The 18,347-nt window shown below is 39.9% G+C and carries 16 protein-coding genes and 1 tRNA gene; 8 read left to right on the top strand and 9 right to left on the bottom strand.

Features of this window, described 5'->3' with window-relative positions; translation table 11 throughout:
• Positions 1-112 precede the first annotated feature (112 nt).
• Complete coding sequence (locus tag SAE01_RS07600) at positions 113-979, top strand: class I SAM-dependent methyltransferase (RefSeq protein ID WP_170234106.1); 867 nt, start codon at positions 113-115, stop codon at positions 977-979.
• A 53-nt stretch (positions 980-1,032) separates the two neighbouring features.
• On the opposite strand, the gene SAE01_RS07595 is transcribed toward SAE01_RS07600, so the two are convergent.
• Positions 1,033-3,159, bottom strand: a complete 2,127-nt coding sequence (locus tag SAE01_RS07595) for a carboxy terminal-processing peptidase (RefSeq protein ID WP_147203122.1) — start codon at positions 3,157-3,159, stop codon at positions 1,033-1,035.
• A gap of 394 nt (positions 3,160-3,553) precedes the next feature.
• Between SAE01_RS07595 and SAE01_RS07590 the strand changes: the two genes are divergently transcribed.
• From SAE01_RS07590 to SAE01_RS07580, 3 genes are all read left to right on the top strand, one after another.
• Positions 3,554-3,627, top strand: a tRNA-His gene (locus SAE01_RS07590).
• 79 nt (positions 3,628-3,706) lie between these two features.
• Positions 3,707-4,312: a DUF445 domain-containing protein gene (locus SAE01_RS07585; protein WP_147203120.1), complete on the top strand. Its 606-nt coding sequence runs from the start codon at positions 3,707-3,709 to the stop codon at positions 4,310-4,312.
• Positions 4,313-4,434: 122 nt separating this feature from the next.
• Positions 4,435-7,110 carry a TonB-dependent receptor gene (locus SAE01_RS07580; protein WP_246113184.1) on the top strand — a complete coding sequence of 892 codons (2,676 nt, stop codon included), beginning with the start codon at positions 4,435-4,437 and terminating at the stop codon, positions 7,108-7,110.
• Between the two features lie 78 nt (positions 7,111-7,188).
• Here SAE01_RS07580 and SAE01_RS07575 read toward each other — a convergent pair whose 3' ends face one another.
• The 3 genes from SAE01_RS07575 to SAE01_RS07565 form a co-directional block, all read right to left on the bottom strand.
• Entirely contained in the window at positions 7,189-7,845 is a 657-nt protein-coding gene (locus SAE01_RS07575; RefSeq protein ID WP_147203118.1) for a protein-L-isoaspartate(D-aspartate) O-methyltransferase, read from the bottom strand.
• A gap of 135 nt (positions 7,846-7,980) precedes the next feature.
• Positions 7,981-8,334: a GNAT family N-acetyltransferase gene (locus SAE01_RS07570; protein ID WP_262713364.1), complete on the bottom strand. Its 354-nt coding sequence runs from the start codon at positions 8,332-8,334 to the stop codon at positions 7,981-7,983.
• 178 nt (positions 8,335-8,512) lie between these two features.
• Positions 8,513-9,235, bottom strand: coding sequence for a DNA-3-methyladenine glycosylase (locus SAE01_RS07565; protein WP_147203115.1), 723 nt, complete (start codon positions 9,233-9,235; stop codon positions 8,513-8,515).
• A 39-nt stretch (positions 9,236-9,274) separates the two neighbouring features.
• On the opposite strand from SAE01_RS07565, the gene SAE01_RS07560 reads away from it, so the two are divergent.
• Both SAE01_RS07560 and SAE01_RS07555 read left to right on the top strand, forming a co-directional pair.
• The gene (locus SAE01_RS07560; protein WP_147203113.1) at positions 9,275-10,045 is read left to right on the top strand and encodes an EI24 domain-containing protein; all 771 of its coding nucleotides are present in this window, start codon (positions 9,275-9,277) and stop codon (positions 10,043-10,045) included.
• Between the two features lie 221 nt (positions 10,046-10,266).
• Entirely contained in the window at positions 10,267-10,968 is a 702-nt protein-coding gene (locus SAE01_RS07555) for an SAM-dependent methyltransferase (protein ID WP_147203112.1), read from the top strand.
• Between the two features lies 1 nt (position 10,969).
• On the opposite strand, the gene SAE01_RS07550 is transcribed toward SAE01_RS07555, so the two are convergent.
• Both SAE01_RS07550 and SAE01_RS07545 read right to left on the bottom strand, forming a co-directional pair.
• Entirely contained in the window at positions 10,970-11,338 is a 369-nt protein-coding gene (locus tag SAE01_RS07550; protein ID WP_147203110.1) for a DUF8785 domain-containing protein, read from the bottom strand.
• Positions 11,339-11,495: 157 nt separating this feature from the next.
• Complete coding sequence (locus tag SAE01_RS07545; protein ID WP_147203108.1) at positions 11,496-12,872, bottom strand: M20/M25/M40 family metallo-hydrolase; 1,377 nt, start codon at positions 12,870-12,872, stop codon at positions 11,496-11,498.
• Positions 12,873-13,090: 218 nt separating this feature from the next.
• Here SAE01_RS07545 and bshA point away from each other — a divergent pair, with 218 nt between their 5' ends.
• Positions 13,091-14,251: an N-acetyl-alpha-D-glucosaminyl L-malate synthase BshA gene (gene bshA / locus SAE01_RS07540; RefSeq protein ID WP_147203107.1), complete on the top strand. Its 1,161-nt coding sequence runs from the start codon at positions 13,091-13,093 to the stop codon at positions 14,249-14,251.
• Between the two features lie 114 nt (positions 14,252-14,365).
• Here the strand turns inward: bshA and SAE01_RS07535 are convergent, their stop codons facing one another.
• Positions 14,366-14,743: a LytR/AlgR family response regulator transcription factor gene (locus SAE01_RS07535; protein ID WP_147203105.1), complete on the bottom strand. Its 378-nt coding sequence runs from the start codon at positions 14,741-14,743 to the stop codon at positions 14,366-14,368.
• A 567-nt stretch (positions 14,744-15,310) separates the two neighbouring features.
• On the opposite strand from SAE01_RS07535, the gene SAE01_RS07530 reads away from it, so the two are divergent.
• Positions 15,311-16,531 carry an aspartyl protease family protein gene (locus tag SAE01_RS07530; protein ID WP_147203104.1) on the top strand — a complete coding sequence of 407 codons (1,221 nt, stop codon included), beginning with the start codon at positions 15,311-15,313 and terminating at the stop codon, positions 16,529-16,531.
• A gap of 367 nt (positions 16,532-16,898) precedes the next feature.
• Here SAE01_RS07530 and SAE01_RS07525 read toward each other — a convergent pair whose 3' ends face one another.
• Positions 16,899-17,945: an aldo/keto reductase gene (locus tag SAE01_RS07525; protein ID WP_147203102.1), complete on the bottom strand. Its 1,047-nt coding sequence runs from the start codon at positions 17,943-17,945 to the stop codon at positions 16,899-16,901.
• The coding region (locus tag SAE01_RS24780) for a hypothetical protein (RefSeq protein ID WP_218029113.1) at positions 17,912-18,347 on the bottom strand (436 nt) is incomplete at its 5' end. The genes SAE01_RS07525 and SAE01_RS24780, both read right to left, overlap by 34 nt.

Here is an 18,347-nt window from a genome sequence, read left to right as displayed (position 1 = left end):
GCAAGAAATAACTATTGCACATTTTTCGTTTAAATCAATTCCGGCTAAAATTTCAATTTAAAGAATTCTTCATTTTTGTTCGTAAACCCAAATTAAACAACTACCTATTTTCTTGGAAAATTCAGCTACCTGGAATGAAAGTCAGATCAAGAATGAACAGTTTTACAACGATGTTTATTCGCGTGTAAATATTGAAAGTGTCTTAAATAAGATCAAAAACAAGGACACTTTTTTGGATAATGCTGTACGTACCTACACGAGCTTTGCAGGATTTTATCATGGAAACTTCAAAAATGAGATTGCGGGAAAAAAGGTATTAGAACTGGGCTGTGGCGATTGCGTAAACGTTGCTTTGATGGCGGCTTTTGGAGCTAATGTAACCGCCAACGATATATCTGCACAATCAGGAAGGATAATAGAGGAACTCAATAGGCAGTATCCTTTCAGACATCCTATCAAGTTTATTTACGGAGATTTTCTTTTGGCTGAAATACCACCTGAGTCATTTGACATAGTCGCAGGGAAAAACTTTGTGCACCATTTAACTCATGAGCAAGAGTTGGAGTTTACAAAGAAAATAGTAAACGTTTTAAAACCTGAAGGTGTTGTTCGATACTTCGAACCTGCCGAAAACAATAAGCTTTTAGATACTCTTCGCTGGATAGTTCCTGTTCCTGGTCGACCGTCGATCTTGCAAAAAAGAAAGTTTGAAGAGTGGAAGAATAAAGACCCACATCCTACGAGAGACAATAGCTATAGAAGTTATGTGCAGATAGGCAACCAATTTTTTGCTAAAACAGAAATAGTTCCTTTAGGCGGGATTGAAAGATTTAACAGACTTCTTCCGCAAGGACGTTTCAACTTTCGGTTCAGGCGATTTGCGCTGAGGTTTGAAACATTATTGCCTCGAAAGTTCAATTTACTAATTGCCCGAAGTCAGACTATAAAGTACAGTCATCCAATTAAACCTGTTAAATAACAAAAATGCCATCTCTTGGGAGATGGCATTTTTGTTATGTTCTTTGCTAATCTTTACTCTGTCTTTGCGAGCCCAGAAGTTTTGGCCGTCATGTCTTTGATAACATTAGCAGCTTCGTTTATATAAATATCTGTTCTAAGGTTCTTAAGCCAATTCTTATATCTCTCTCCCTTGTCTTTATCAACGTTGTTATACTTCGCCTCATCAGTTTTTAGTCCTTCAAAAGGAAGTTCAACTGTCAGCTTAGCTAAACTATCATTTTGTTTTATAGTAGCCCTTAACGCCTTCTGTTCCTCTTTATACTTGTCGATATTCAAGCTGTAAATTTTGTCATTCTGCTTCGACAGCCAAAGCGCATTATTATTAATCAGGTTAAAATTTACATTGTTTTTAATTCTTTCTGCACTCTTTGCCTTCACCTCATTCACATCCCAGCCACCTTGCCATTTAGTGAAACTTGTTTTCTCAATTTCATCCCATGGCAAAGCATTCTCGTTGTCTTTTTCTCTGAATTTTAAGTACTCATATTCATCAGGAAGTACAATGTCTGGAGTAACACCTCTCAGTTGGGTTGAACCTCCGTTAACTCTATAGAATTTTTGAAGAGTAAGTTTTATTGCCCCAAATTCAGTTCTTCCCGTAAAAAGGTCTAAAGGCCTGCCGAAAGGAATATTTCTCTGAACGGTACCTTTGCCATAAGAAGAAGTACTTCCGATGATAACTCCACGACCATAATCCTGGATAGCTGCTGCAAAAATTTCAGAAGCTGATGCACTAAACTCATTGATCAAAACAGTAAGAGGTCCGGTGTAGGCAACAGACTTATCGTTGTCTCTAAGCACAGTCGCTTTACCTTCTCTGTCTTTCACTTGCACTATCGGTCCATCAGGAATAAACAAACCTACCATTTCAACAACTTCAGGTAAGTATCCTCCGCCATTATTTCTTAGATCCATTACTATTCCGTCAACACCCTCTGCTTTAAGTTTTTGAATTTCTTTAGCTACGTCCGAGGAGCAACGATGTCCATCTGGCTTTTCATAGTCAGCATAGAAATCAGGCAGAAAAATGTAACCAATTTTCTGCTTTCCGTTTACAATTGCGCTTCTTACATATACTTCATCCTGAACTATTTCATCACGAATAATCGGAACCAACTTCAAACTTCCGTCAGGCTTTTTAAGCGTAAGTCTCACCTCTGTTCCCTTGTTGCCGCGAATTATTTTTACAGCATCTTCAACGGCTAACCCGGTTAACTCGGCAGGTTCATCTTTCCCTTGTCCAACTTTCATTACTATATCACCCACTTGTATCTCGCCACTTTTCCAGGCAGGACTTCCGGTAAGTAAGCTAGCAACTTTTATATTTCCTTCCTCTTCTTTCAACGATGCACCAATCCCGTAAAACTTTCCACTCATTTGCTCGTCAAACATTCTTTTCTCTACCGGGGGAAAGTAATCAGAGTGAGGATCCATGTATGCAGTGATGGTATTGATGAACATGTTGAAACGATCATCTGCGTTAAACTTCAATCTGATCCTTTCAAAATTCTTGTCCATTATTTTACCCACTTTCTCCCTTGCCTCTTTTTCAAGCTCAGCATTTGTCTTTACGACAAAATCTTTTTTGTCTTTGTTTTTTTCACGTTGGTCTAATAGATCTGTATATCTCTCAAGAGTAAGAAACTTAATTTTCTTCTTCCACATTTCCTTCCTTTGATTTTCGCTGCTGGCAAAATTTAGCTTCTTACCATCAACGACAATTTCTTCATTAGCAGTAAAGTCGAAGGGTTTGGCAAGTAGGTCCTTATAAAAAGCCATAACCTCCTGCATCCTTTTGCTATATAATGCATCGACAGCAGGAACAAATTGAATTGGAGCTCCATGGATTTCGTCGTCAATAGAAGTCTCAAACTTTTTTAATGAATTAATATCCGACTGCAGAAAAATATTTTTTTCGGGATCGATCGACTCTAAAAATTTCTTGAAGATCTGTTGCGAGAAATTATCGTTAATTGCTTTAGGGTTATAATGATTTTGCTCAATTATAGTTCCGAGGCTAGTTAAGATTTTTTGCTGTGTAGCTAAAGAGCTACCATTTCCTCCCTGAGATTGAAATGCCCAAAAGACGCCGGAAAACAAAACAACCAGCACTACAGGCAACACTTTGCGTTTAAGCATAAATTGAAAGATTTTTTTCATTCGATTCAAAAATAAAGTAAAAAGCCTTGTATTAAAGTTCCACTTTTTATCTTAACAAAGGTTTTACCGCGACTTAATTTCCTCTACAATAACTGCTGTGAAGAAACATTTGTTGTCCTACAATTAAAACAATTAAGGTTAACCTAAAGAAGCAATAACAACAATAATCGGACTAAGTGAACTCTTAGATGTTATAAAAATGAAAACTAATGAAATTTAGGTAGCGGCGTTAGTGAAAGGAAAAATTTAGTCTTAAATGAGAATAAGGGCCGTTAAGGTGCAAACCTTTGAGGATTTTCAGCAATGCGAAACACGTCAGATAAATTATTGTGGAAAGACTTTTTTTTCTATTTTTGCCACCCTAATAAAAACGGAGATCGTAGCTCAGTTGGTTAGAGCGTCAGTTTGTGGCACTGAAGGCCGTGGGTTCGAAACCCATCGGTCTCCCTTAGGAAACTTAACCTTGTTGCATTGTAACAAGGTTTTTTTATTTAACTCGATTACTTATTACCTGCTATTTATTTACATGAATTTGAGTCTCGTTTTCATTCCTATTATTTCGGCTTTCATTGGTTGGGTTACAAATTGGCTTGCTATTAAATTGCTTTTTCATCCTAGAGAACAAAAACGCTTTTTAAGGGTTTCTATCCAAGGAATTCTCCCTAAGAGACAGCGACAGTTTGCCATGAAGTTGGGAAAGCTGGCAAGTGCAGAATTCTTTTCTTTCAATGATTTAGAGGGAAAAATAGCTAATCCTGAAAATGTGAGTAAAATCTTGCCGCTGCTTGAAGTGCACATTGATACTTTTTTGCGTGAAAAGTTAACAGCACAGATCCCGATGCTGGGAATGCTAATTGGCGATAAGACCATTGCCCAGGTGAAAGCTGTTTTCATGAAGGAACTGGAAGAACTTTTTCCTGTTTTGATGAGGCAATATTTGACTGTACTACAGGCCGACCTTAACATCGAAAAAATAGTGACTGAAAAGATCAGCAATCTCCCATTGAATGAAATTGAGAAGACATTTACTTCTGCTATTTCTGCCGAATTAAAAATAGCGGGCGTCCTTGGCGCGGTTATAGGGTTTCTAATTGGGCTGTTCCAGGTTTTTTTATTGTTAATGACCCAATAAGCGTGTAATTAGGGAGAAAGTAGGATTACTAATCCACTTATCTTTCAAATTTGCCGTTTATACCTTTTATCAACCTTTGTTCACTGGAGCAGGGAGAACTTTGCACTTTTAAAATGAACTATATGAGAAGAATATTATTCACTTTTTTACTTTTTATTTCAGCGGGATTGATGGCCCAACGGCCTGCGGGTGGGCGACCTGGAGGGGCCGGAGGAGCAGGACGAGCTCAAGGTCTTAATTCGGGTCATTTGTATGGAAAAGTAGTCGACAGCAAAACTAACAAGGGCGTAGATGGAGTGTCCCTTCAACTATTGGGAAATCGAACCGATACAGCCACCCAGAAAACTGCTTCTACCACTCTTAAAGCAACTATCACTGAACCTAATGGTGATTTTAGCCTTGACAATGTTCCTGTCATGGGAAATTTCACACTAAGAATATCTGCCATAGGATATAAAACAGCTGAACAGAAGATTTCTTTCGGAGCCCGGGGACAACAGGGAGGTGGAGGAGACCAGATGATGGGTATGATAGATCGAGACCTCGGAAACATCAAATTAGAGCAGGATGCAGCAAATCTCGGTAACGTAACTGTTACTGCTACGCGCCAGATGTTTGAGATGGGTGTTGACCGCAAGATTTTTAACGTGGACAAAAACTTAACTAGCCAGGGCCAGACCGCTACCGAGGTTATGAAAAGTATTCCATCGTTAAGTGTAGATATTGACGGAAACGTAACACTGCGAAATGCAGCACCTCAATTATTTGTAGATGGTCGCCCTACCACAATGACTCTCGATCAAATACCTGCAGACATAATTGATCGGGTTGAATTGATTACTAACCCATCTGCTAAATTTGATGCCTCAGGCGGCAATGCTGGTATCTTAAACATTGTATTGAAGAAAAACAAAAAGACTGGTTACAACGGTGGAATTCGTACAGGTATAGATGCAAGAGGAAAAGTAAACATCGGAGGCGATTTAAACCTCAGGCAGAACAAGATCAACTTCTTTGCAAGCGGAGTTTATAATCAAAGAAAATCTATCTCATCCGGAACAACAGATCGTATAAATCTTAACAAAGGAATACCTACAAGCAGGGTGTTGCAACAAAGCAATCCTATTAACAACGGGTACTTTGCATTTATTCGTGGCGGTTTTGACTTTTTAATAGATAACAGGAACACAATCACGATCTCCACTAACTATAATAAGGGAAATTTTAAAAACAATGACCAACAGCATGTCGACTCGTTGCTAATTGCTAATCCTTCCTTTAATACGGTCAGGCAGAATAGCGAAGGAAAAATGAAGAACATCGGTTCTCAGTTTAGCTACAAACACAACTTTGCAAAAACAGGACATGAATTAACCGGAGACGTCAACTACAATTCCAATAACAATGAAAATGTTGGCTTCATAAACACACAGACCTACATTTCTACCTACCAGTTCAAAAGCCTTCCTGTAATGCAAAAATCAGTTAGTGCCGGAAGTACTAAAAACTGGACAATACAAACTGATTACACTAATCCTCTAAGCGAGACACAAAAATTAGAATTGGGAGGTCGTGCTTCGATTCGCGATCAGAAAAACGCAAACGATCAATATTTTTACAATCAAAGTACCGATCAATATGTGCTTTCAAAAAACATTAGCAGTACGTATAAGTATACAGATAAAGTGTACGCTGCTTATGCAAACTACAGTCAGAAAGCAGGCAAATGGAATTATCAAGTAGGTTTGAGAGCAGAAAGTTCTACTTATAATGGATCAACCATTGGTAGAGATGTTTTGGGAAGAGATTCTATTTCTTCTTTTAATGTTGACTTCCCTCTATCTCTTTTCCCAAGTGCTTTTCTTACTTATAAATTGTCTGATAAAGAAGATTTACAGTTCAACTATTCAAGAAGGATTAATCGGCCGAACTTCTTCCAGCTGATCCCTTTCACAGATTATTCAGATCCGTATAATCTAAGCGTTGGTAACCCACGCCTAAAGCCTGAATTTACCAACTCCTTTGAAATCGCTTATAATAACAACTATAAAAGGGGCGCTAACTTTCTAGCTAATGGTTATTTCAAATACAACACCAACCTGATTACCCGCTACCAGTACCTGGATAAAAATCCCGACACCGCACATCACTATTCAAGTAGCGATAGTGTTCTTTTCAATACCTATTTAAATGCAAATAACAGCGTCACTTATGGTATTGAATTGACTAACAGAATGCCTATTACAAAATGGTGGGACATGACGGTTAACTTCAACTTGTTTAATTCAAGGATAAATGTGAACGATCCCAAACTTCCCAATATCTCTAATAAACGCACTAGTTGGTTTGTTAAATGGAACAACAGCGTCAAATTCCTAAAAACATTCTCTTTCCAATTTTCCGGCGACTACTACGCCAAAACTGTGTTACCACAAAGCGGCGGTGGCGGCGGCGGAATGAGAGGCGGTGGAGGTGGAGGCTTCGGCGGTGGACCTGTAGCTACTGCCCAAGGATACATTAACCCGCGTTACGGATTTGATGCAGCGATCAGGAAAGATTGGACATGGAAAGGTGGCAACAGTGCCTCACTGACTATCAGTATGAACGATGTCTTCAGAACGCAATTTTTCAGCACTTACTCTGAGTCTGATTTCTTAAGGCAAACTTCAAGACGTAGAAGAGATCCGCAAATTGTTAGAATAAACTTTGGCTATCGCTTCGGTAAATTCGACGTTAACCTCCTCAAAAGGAAAAATACAAGAGAAGTCGACGGTGGTGATAATATGATCAGTCAATAAGATTGTTTCTTCAATGAAAAGGTCGCTCTTAATAAAGCGACCTTTTTTTATGCGTTCAATTTTACAACTACATAGCTTCTACCCGCTTCTTCCTTCGAGCATAGGAACGAAGGAGAAATTATCAAATTGTTCTTCAGTATATCCTCCGTCAGCGAGTTTTGTTAGTCGCAGCATTTGAGTAACAGGTCCCAAATCTACTGGTACAACCATCATCCCCCCGGTCTTTAACTGTGCTACCAGCTTTGGAGGAATAAAGGGCGCTGCCGCAGTTATGATGATTTTGTCAAAAGGCGCGTAAGTTGGTAGCCCTTGAAATCCATCCCCGTAAAAGAACTTGATATTAGGATAATTGCCTTTGAATATAAAGTCTTTGTTTTTTTCGTAAAGCTTTTTCTGGCGTTCAATTGTAAACACCTTAGCTCCCATTTCTGCAAGAACGGAAGCCTGGTAAACGCTTCCCGTACCTATCTCAAGCACTTTATCATTTGGCTTGATTTCCAGCAACTGGGTTTGATAAGCAACAGTGTAAGGTTGTGAGATAGTTTGCCCCTCACCTATCGGAAAAGCCCGGTCTTCGTAAGCAATTTTGTCAAAAGCGGAATCAAGAAAGAAATGTCTTGGGATATTATTAATTGCGGCCAATACACCTTCGTCAGTTATCCCTTTTTTTCTAAGAAGTTCTACCAATTGGCGCCTTAATCCTTTGTATTGATATGTATCAACGTGATTTTTCATTCTGCTGACGAAATTACTTAATGAGTTTGACAGCAGAAGTCTTTCACGCCTATTTCCTTTCCATGTGAAAAATAAACTGCTACACAGCTATTAATAAACAATAAAGAGTATCAAGCTAAAAATATACGTATAGCATTAACGCCGGCTACGGTTGTTCACCAGCCCATATCTCTCCACGTCAGTTACATCTCCGTAACCGGTTCTGTATTCATGTTTAAAGTATCCTTCCTTCTCGAAGCCATTATTTATAGCAACTCTTTTACTACCCAAATTTCTCGGATCAATTTTGATGTATAGCTTCTCTATTTTCAAATCCTCAAACGCGTAATTCTTAACCAACTCCACTGCGTTAGAAGTAAAACCTTTGCCTTCTTGTTCGGCATCAATAAAATAAGCCAGTTCTCCTTTTGGTACACTCCAATCTATGTTTTTAACCATGACATTTCCAATGATTGGGTGCTGTTTTTTAAAAACACCACAAAATAAAATTGCTCCCTGTTCATTGCCTGCCGCAACTTCAACCGCGTGAATTTTCTTGCAGATTCAAGATCAGTAATAGCACGGGAAGTTTTTGGAAAATAGGTTAAAAGCCTTTCCCTGTTTTTTTTCTACTAATTCAAATAATTGAAAATAATCTTCCGTTTCAATCATTCTTATTTCAATCATCTTATGTTATTGGAGCTTGCTTAATTTTCTTTCCGCTTACATACTTATTGCCTTGCACAATAAAACGATAAGGCAATAAAGCATCTTCGGCGGCATAATCAACACCAATTCGCGGGCTGACTACTATTTCACCCTGGGCGTATTTAAAACCATCCTCGGCTATATAAAGCTGGTCGCTTTGAAGGCTCATGCCTGTTTGGCTTGTATGAAACCCAAGCGCTTTGGCTACGTTTCCGGGTCCCCGGGTGAGATCGAAAGTATGGGCGGTTTTCTTGGTTCTTTCAAGCATAATATCTATACCTGCAAGCGGCTCAAGTGCCCTGATTAAAATGGCGTTCGGTATCCCTTCAGCATTCGTCACAATATTGAACATTTGATGTATCCCATAGCACAAATAAATGTAAGCCCTGCCTGCAGGACCAAACATCACTTCAGTACGCGCAGTACGACGGTTGCCGTATGAATGAGCGGCTTTATCAAATGGACCGTTGTATGCTTCCGCCTCCACAATTCTGCCTGCAGTTAGTTTATCATCAAAATTTGTTACAAGTATTTTTCCAACCAGGTCTTTCGTGATGGCTACAACATCCTGCCTTTCAAAAAACTCCGTTGGCAATTTTCTCCAATTTGCAAAATCAGTATTTAATTCCCGTTGTTCGTTCAATTTGCTCTCTTGTTTAAAGTTGTTTGTTTGCCGTCCCTCATCTAATTTAAAAGACGGCATGAAATACGGTCTAAATTTATACCATAAACACTATCCCATTTGCTTAAAGACATTGTAATTGGCATTAGATCATACGGAGATGCGTATAGCTTTATTCGTAAGCACAAGCTGTGGAAATGGATCATTATACCCGGCATTATTTACATGCTGATGTTTTGCATCAGCATGTATTTCTTTGGCAAAAGTGCAACCTATGTGATCGAGTGGATCAGTATTGAAACGGGTTTAAAGCAATGGATCGAAAGTATGCAAAGCACGGTTGTAGGTTTGCTGTTTACAATTGCCGGCATCATACTTTGGATGATTTTAATGCTCTTTTATTTTTCCTTGTTTAAATATATCTGGCTCATTTTAGGCTCACCCATCTTTGCCTATCTGAGCGAAAAAACCGAAGAAATTCTTGAAGGAAAGGAGGTGCCTTTCAATTTCTCGCAGTTGCTAAAAGACGTAGTGCGCGGTGTTCGTATTGCATTTCGAAATACGTTATGGCAATGCGTCTATCTCATTGCATTTGCCATTCTTTCTTTTATTCCTGTTGCGGGCTGGATCATTCCTGTCTTTGCGCTCCTGGTCGAGTGTTACTATTACGGCTTCTCAATGCTCGATTATAGCCTGGAAAGAAATCATTTAACAGCAGCAGAAAGCATTCACTTTATTGGCAAAAGAAAAGGCCTCGCCATTGCAAACGGCCTGGTGTTTTACCTGCTTCACCTGGTACCGGTTGCAGGATGGCTTTTCGCTCCTTCCTATGCCGTTATTGCAGCAACGTTAAGTATCCATCAAGAGAAAATAAAACAGGCTGAGCAGTAATAAAAGGAAGTTGGCAAGTTGCAAAAGGCAGTCAGATTTGGTGCCCAACAATTACTCACTATTAAGCTTTCGTTGCGTCGCACTCTTGTACCTTATTGCAATATTCGTCAAAATCAAAATCAGCACTTTCAATGATTTGAGCACACATTCTTTTGTTGAGCCAATAGAATTTTTGACCTAATTTCCGAGCTTCGCAAACTTCTAATTTCTAAACCTTCTCCATGACCGGCAGTGTTTTTCTTATCCCTACTTTCTTGTACGACCAGGCAATAGAAACAATTCCTCTGTATGTGCTGGATGCCGTTAAGCAGTGCCAGGTCTTTTTTGTCGAAAATGAAAGAACTGCCCGAAGACATTTAAAGCTACTATGGCGCGAGATGGTGATTGACGATTACAAATGGTTCACCATTCACAAAGCTGAAAGTGAGGTGCAACAGGCTTTTACGCAACTTTTAAAAGAAGGAAAGAATATCGGTATTATCAGTGAAGCGGGTTGTCCCGGCATTGCAGACCCGGGACAAGTGTTGGTAAATGCAGCCCAAAAGGCTGGTTCGATAGTGAAGCCGTTAGTGGGTCCGAGTAGTATATTATTAGCGCTTATGGCGAGCGGAATGAATGGCCAACGTTTTCAATTTACCGGCTATCTTCCTATTGACAACGGCGAACGCAGAACAGCTTTGAAAGAGCTTGAAAATGAGTCAGCGAAAAAAAACTGCACGCAAATATTTATTGAAACACCTTACCGAAATAATCAATTAATAAAACAGCTGGCAGAAACATGCAAACCTCAAACACAGCTCTGTATCGCCGTAGACATCACGGCGCCAACTGAAACGATTGTGACTAAAACAATTGGTGAATGGAAAAAACAGTTGCCGGATATACACAAGAGGCTTGCAATCTTCCTGTTGTACTCCTCATAACTTACGGTACTACGTTGCTTACGCTGTCAACTATATAACGTGTGTCGCCTCTCCAAAAGAGCGCTCCATTTTTTTCTTCGTAATGAAGTACAACCCTTTTTCCTTCAAACCCGGCCATTTTTGAGGCAACATTTTTATCTTCTACTGAGAAAAAAAACTTTTCCATCGTCATTGGACTCGCATTGTTGCTGATGACACTATTAAGCACCATTTCGCCCTCGTAGGTTTTGAAGACATTTCCTTTGCGCGAAAATTTTTGCAACAACCCGGTACGGTTGCCATCGCTATAAGTGAAGTAGTATTTCCAATAGAACCAACCCCCAAAAACCAGGAGTAAAATAAGAACCACTATGCTGACGACTTTTGCCATGGAGAATAATTGTAATTATCGTTTAGTATAAAATAATCCTGCCAATACTACACTTTTTAAAATCGTTTTCAAACTTTTGCCTCATTGGTAGTTGAAGCTTTCAACATAAAATACAGCCTTTTGGCAGAAGCGTAAAATACCTTTAAAGTCGCTTTTTTTATAGTGACAAGCCGTATTTGTCTACGAGGTAAATTAAAGCTGCCATATTAATAGCACCCAATAAAAGTTCTCTTTTGTTTACTGCCTCAAAAACATCATTTCGTGCGTGATGCAAATCAAAGTACCGCTGGTTGTCAGGAACGAGTCCAGCTAAGGGTGTGTTTAGCGTTTTGTTTAAAGGGCCTATATCGGTACCACCTCCACCTGCTGTAAATTCATACACCCCGTACGGCACCAGTAGTTTTACCCAGGGCCGTATTTTTTCTAACGTGTCACTACCTACGGTAAAACCGAATCCACGGGGTGTAAAGCCACCCTCGTCACTTTCGATTGCAAGCACGTGATGTTCGTTTTTAGCTTTTGCCTGTTCAGCATATTTAAGTCCTCCGCGGGTTCCATTTTCTTCATTTGCAAATAAAACAAACCGAAGCGTTTTCTTTGGTTTATAGCCTAAAGCTTTTAAGGTTCTTAAAACCTCTATAGTTTGTACGATGCCTGCTCCGTCGTCGTGTGCACCCTCATTTACATCCCAACTATCAAGGTGGCCGCCAACAGTTATAAAATCATTAGAACCATCTGAACCTTTCAATTCTGCTATCACATTGTGACCGGTTGTGTCGGGTAAAAAATGACCATTGGTAGTAAACGAAACATAGACTTTGCGCCCTCCTTTACAAGTTTGCCACAAGTAATCCGCATCCTCTAAGCCAACAGCAACTGCGGGGATCTTTGGAAAAGAGTCGTTATACCTGGTTGCTCCTGTATGGGGATGATTGTTTGTTCCTTCACTCATAGATCGAACAATAACCCCTACTGCCCCATATTTTGCTGCACGGCTTGGACCGGCTGCTCTGTAAATACCTGACTCACGATAAGCTAGCGCAGGAACGACATAAGTTGGATTGAACGGATAGTTATAAAAAACAATTTTACCCTTTACCTCATCCTTTCGTTTTTCAAGCTCATCGAACGATGCCACTGCGACTACTTCGGCGGTAACTCCTTTTTTACCACTGCCCATTGAATTTCCTAAAGCAAGCACGTCCAACAGTCGTCTCTGTTTTCTGTCATCTACACTTATTACTGTAGCCTGGTCCGCCCCTCCCCTCACCCAATGAGGAACAAGACACTCCTGGAAATAAACGGTATCGGCGCCCGATTGCCTTAGCGTTGACAGTCCCCAGTTTTCAGCTTTCACCATCTGCGGAGATCCTGCCAGCCGGCCACCAATCTTTTTGGTAAGGTGTCGAAGATTTTCGAAGGCTTTTCCGTTAGTCAGCATTTCATCTGCAATTCTTCTTATAGAAAGAGAGTCGGTATTTTGGGCCTGACCTATAAAAGGCAATAAAACAAAAGCAGCAAGTAGTTTCTTCATGTAAAAAATTATGCGGCAAATTACTGCATGTTAGTCAACCCATGCATCGCCCTAATCTAAACCAATAAGAGAATTTATTGTTACTTGCATGTTATTGCACCGCAGGTTATTTTGAATAAATTGATGCGGGCAATAGAAAATTTTCGGCACAAGGGTGCGACGCAAGTAAAGCTGCATAACAAGCCAATGCCGGTAACATAAAAAATTCAACTGCAACAATGCGTATAGGTATCGTTTGCTACCCCACCTTTGGTGGAAGTGGTGTGTTAGCTACAGAGTTAGGTAAAGCACTGGCCGATAAAGGACATTTTGTTCATTTTATTACGTACCAGCAGCCTGTACGTTTGAATGTTTTTAGTGCAAATATCTTTTATCACGAAGTTCGCGTGCCCACGTACCCCTTATTCGACTATCCGCCTTACGAGGTTGCGTTATCGAGTACAATGGTCGACGTAATACTGTCTCACAAACTAGATTTGTTGCACGTGCATTATGCTATTCCGCACGCATCGGCGGCATACATGGCAAAGCAGATAGTGGCAAAAGTTGGCAAAAAAATACCTGTCATTACTACCCTGCACGGTACGGACATTACGTTGGTAGGAAAAGACAAAACCTACGCGCCCGTGGTAACTTTTAGTATCAACGAAAGCGATGCAATAACTGCTGTTAGTGATAATCTGCGACTTGAAACTTACCGGTCTTTTGCCATTACAAAAGAGATCGAGGTGATCCAAAACTTTGTAGATGTGGGACGGTTTAGCAAGAAACCGATTGATGCATTTCGCCGTGTGATTGCACCGCACGGAGAGCGGATATTGGTGCACGCTTCCAACTTTAGAAAGGTTAAAAGAGTGCAGGACGTGGTGCATGTGTTTGCAGAAGTGAGGAAGCAAATGCCGGCAAAATTGCTGATGGTTGGTGATGGTCCTGAAAGACCCGTAATGGAAGACCTGGTGAAAGAACTGGGAATTGTAGACGACGTGCGCTTCCTCGGTAAGCAGGAGCAAATGGAAGAAATTTTGGTGGTCAGTGATCTCTTTATACTTCCCTCGGAGTACGAAAGTTTTGGACTGGCGGCACTGGAAGCGATGGCGGCAAGTATGCCAGTGTTAAGTACCAACGCAGGTGGTTTGCCTGAAGTGAATATTGATGGCAAAACTGGGTTCATGTGTAATGTTGGTGACGTTGCACATATGAGCCGGTGTGCAATTGAAATTCTACAAAACGATGAAACACTTGCCACTTTTAAGCAACAGGCTTATGAGCAGGCGTGCAGGTTCGACATTCATAACATCGTGCCCGTGTACGAAAAACTCTATAGCCGTTTTTGCACTATGGATTGCGAAGAAAGCCAGCTTAAAAGCGAAGCTGTGTAAACTGGCTTTATAACGTTTTGGAGCATCGTTGTGTCACTCACTTGTACAGTTGAGTTTCTATTCAACCTGGTTGATCACTACTATCTATGTAGTCTACATCAAGTATAAAGCAACTCACACTTCATCAATCCATTTCCTGAAAAACTTCGCCGACTCCTGGCTCACAATGATTTGGTGGTCTAACTCGGGCACGGTTAGATAGACCTGAATTTTTACCTTCTCAAAAGGCTTAAAGGCCTTTATAAAATTTATACTGATTATATATTTTCTGTTTGCCCTAAAGAAAATGCTGCCATCTAATTCCTCCTCCAGTTCGACCAGCTTCTTATCAGTTATATATTTTTTGCCGGATTGGCCATCAATTACAAATACCAGTTTATTTTCCGTGTAGATCAAGGCTATGTCTTCAATCTTCAGTGCAATATTCTCTATGCCTTTTTTAACAATTAGCCTCTTCTTCATTCGGATGGGATTTTCGAATATTTCTTTCATACGAAGACGTTCTTAGGTTCTAAAGTAGAACTTATCTTGGGGGAAACGCCTAAAAAAGAAGTGTAAATGATAAGCGGTTCATAAGGCTGTAAAAAGGCTTTATAGCTTGAATAATGGAAACCGGATGTCAAATTTATTAGGCTGTTAACACTTTGGAGAACCCTGTAAAATCGGCGCATTTCGGTTGACATTTTAAAGTAAAATCTGCACCGGAAACTAAAGCCTTTTTTTGCCCAGGATGAATGGGCTCCGTCCCGCTCTTTTCCAAATAAAAATGTACTTTCTCCACCTTCAAGAAAGTTTAATAATGCTTCACCTCAACAAGTAACGTCTCGGCAAAACAGCAACCTATTGTAGCACCTAATTTTTTATTATTGTATAAGCGACATTAAGAAGAACCGACAGCAAGAGATCTACAAGTAGCGCGTTTCCTAGCCTTCGTTATTTCAGTTCCTTTCCTCTCCTCAATGCTAAAAACGTCTGATCGCATTTGCGTTTGGGAGAGTAAGTAGCATAGAAGCTTCAGCAATCATCAGCCGATTTTATAAAACCTATAAAAACTCTCGTATGATTTCTAACACGTTATACAAGACTTTCTTCGTTCGCTTGCTATGCATTACTGCTACGGCTCTTTTTACAAGCTTTTCCGCATATTCAAAAAATGAGACAGAAAGCTCTAAAGCAGAACTGCTTACTAAATTTCCTTTCATATTAACCAACCGCGGAATCATTATCATAAAAGGCCAGTTCGGTAGTTTCCCCGATACACTCAATTTCATTCTTGATACCGGCAGTGGGGGAATCTCAATAGACTCTGCTACTGCACAGCGCTTCAATCTAACTCCTACAATAAGCGAGGAAACGCTCAAAGGGTTGGCGCAAAAAAAGACGGCTGAATTTATAATCGATCAAAAACTAAGGCTGCCTCGTCTCCAAATTAATCACCTTAATTTTCATGTAAATGATTATAGCTTTTTAACAGAAGCTCATAATATTAAAATTCACGGGGTAATAGGTTACAGCTTTTTAAAGGCATATATCGTTAAACTGAATTATGATCAATTCATGATCGAAGTTTGGAAACCCGGAAGCATTGCTTACCCAAAAGAAGGATATGTATTGAAGACGCGCCCTAATAAGCTCGCAGCTATTGACGCAACTTTACGTGACAACCGGAAAATTGATAGCAAGTTTTATTTTGACACAGGTGCCGATATGTGTTTTATGCTACCAGACAAGTTTATTAAAGACAGCAGCGTGCTGAATAATAACAAAAAGATTTTTACTTCAGGTGCAGAGGGGCTGGGTGGAAAAAAAGAAATGATGTTGACGACGGTCGAAGAAGTACACATTGGCCCTTACTCTTTAAAAAAAGTACCCACTTACATTTTCGATGACACTTATAACGTTTCTAACTATCCTGCAACCGGGGGCATTATCGGCAACGAGTTAATGGCACGTTTTAACGTAATTATCAACTATCCCAACAATGAAATTCACATTGCCCCCAACAACACTTTTAACCAACCTTTTAACTATAGTTATGTCGGCTGTTCACTTTTAGTTGAGAACGGAAAAACGATCATCAAAGACATTGTGAAGGACTCACCTGCCCATGTCGCCGGCCTTAAAGACAACGATATTATTTATGGCATAAATAACAATTTTAAAAACGACATCGAAGAATATAAAATGCTTTTGTCAAAAACAGGGGCTAAGCTAAAAGTGTTTTTGTTGCGAGGCAACCAGGTTACTTCCACGATTGTAGAGGTGAAAAGCATTTTATAAACGACCGGGTTGTAATAAATAAAAACCTGCGTGGAAGCGCAGGTTTTTTATGTTTAGTTCGATTAGGTTTACAAGGAGTCCCCTGTAGAAACAGCGGACGTTGCGCTCTTAAAAAAGCACATGAGAATAACGTTAGTATTAAAATAAATTCAAGTAGATTTTCAATGTTCAGAAATAAAATTAATGCGATTGTTGACCTAATCACAACACAAAAGCGCGAAGCAGTAAACTTTTTGCCTGAAGGATTTTTTTTTCATTTTAAAGCAATGCATATCAAAAGTGACCACTCTTGCGAGAGAGGTAGTAGTTTTTTAGCTACAGAAGAAGCGACTTCTTGATCTCATATAATGGTAAGTTGATCCGCCTTTTATAGCCCTTTATACAATTTCGGATCTGCATTCAGCATTGGAAACTGGCGTTGGTGCCAATACGGGTAGGCTGGGTAGACTTCGCTCACCTTATCCAGTTTTTTTACTTGTTCAACAGTTAAGTTCCAACCCACTGCACCGAGGTTTTGTTTTAGCTGTTCTTCATTTCTTGCACCTACAATAATGTTTGCAATAGTAGGCCGTTGCAAGAGCCAGTTGAGGGATACTTGTGCAATAGTCTTTCCTGTTTCTTCTGCGACCTCCTCTAAAACATCCACTATTTTGTACAGCCTTTCATTGTCTATCGTATCTCCGGGAACCGGACTTCCTCCCTGGGCCACGCGGGCATTTTCGGGTGGCGGTTGATCACGGCGATACTTCCCACTCAACATGCCACTTGCAAGCGGACTCCAAACAATTGTTCCTATGTTTTGATCGATACCCAGGGGCATCAGTTCCCATTCAAAATCACGGTTAACCAAAGAATAGTAAGCCTGGTGAGCGATGTATTTTGACCAACCGTAACGTTCCGAAACAGACAACGATTTCATCAAATGCCAGCCGGAGAAATTAGAACAGGCGATGTACCGAACCTTGCCGCTTTGCACCAGGTTCTCCAATGTTTTAAGCGTCTCATCAATAGGAGTTTTTGCATCAAACCCATGCATATGATAGATATCAATATGGTCGGTATTTAATCGCTTGAGACTGTCTTCACAAGCGTTGATCAAATGAATTCGAGCAGAGCCATAATCGTTTACTTTGTCCGACATTGGAAAGGTTGCCTTTGTAGAAATTAATACCTCATCTCTTTTCCCGACGATCGCCTTCCCTAAAATCTCTTCGGCAACTCCATTAGAATAAACATTAGAAGTATCGAATAGATTTACCCCGGCATCAAGGCACAGGTTTACCATGCGTGTTGCTTCACTTACCTCTGTGCTTCCCCAAGCTTTAAAAAATTCGTTACCCCCACCAAAAGTGGCTGTCCCAAAGCTTAACACCGGCACTCTCAAACCCGAGTTTCCCAATTGTCTGTATTCCATTTTAATAATTTGAGTTGTTTTTTTGTTCTAACTAAAAAAGTAAGCCAAGGAGGCCGGGAGTTTTGGGGGAGTTGTAAGTTGTAAGTAATAAGTTTTTGCGTTTTGAGTTTTGGTGTTTTGAGTTTTGCGTCTGCGAGTTTTGTTTTTTGATTTTTGGCTTTTGCCTTTTGACTTTTGACTTTTGACTTTTGACTTTTGTCTTTTGCCTTTTGACTTTTGTCTTTTGCCTTTTGACTTTTGACTTTTGCCTTTTGACTTTTGCCTTTTGACTTTTGCCTTTTGCCTTTTGCCTTTTGACTTTTGTCTTTTGTCTTTTGTCTTTTGTCTTTTGACTTTTGCCTTTTGCCTTTTACCTTTTGTCTTTTGTCTTTTGACTTTTGTCTTTTGTCTTTTGTCTTTTGT

Source organism: Segetibacter aerophilus (assembly GCF_007991655.1).
Taxonomy (GTDB): Bacteria; Bacteroidota; Bacteroidia; order Chitinophagales; family Chitinophagaceae; genus Segetibacter; species Segetibacter aerophilus.
The sequence above is the reverse complement of the archived record's forward strand: the minus strand, read 5'-3'. Positions and strand labels throughout refer to the sequence as shown.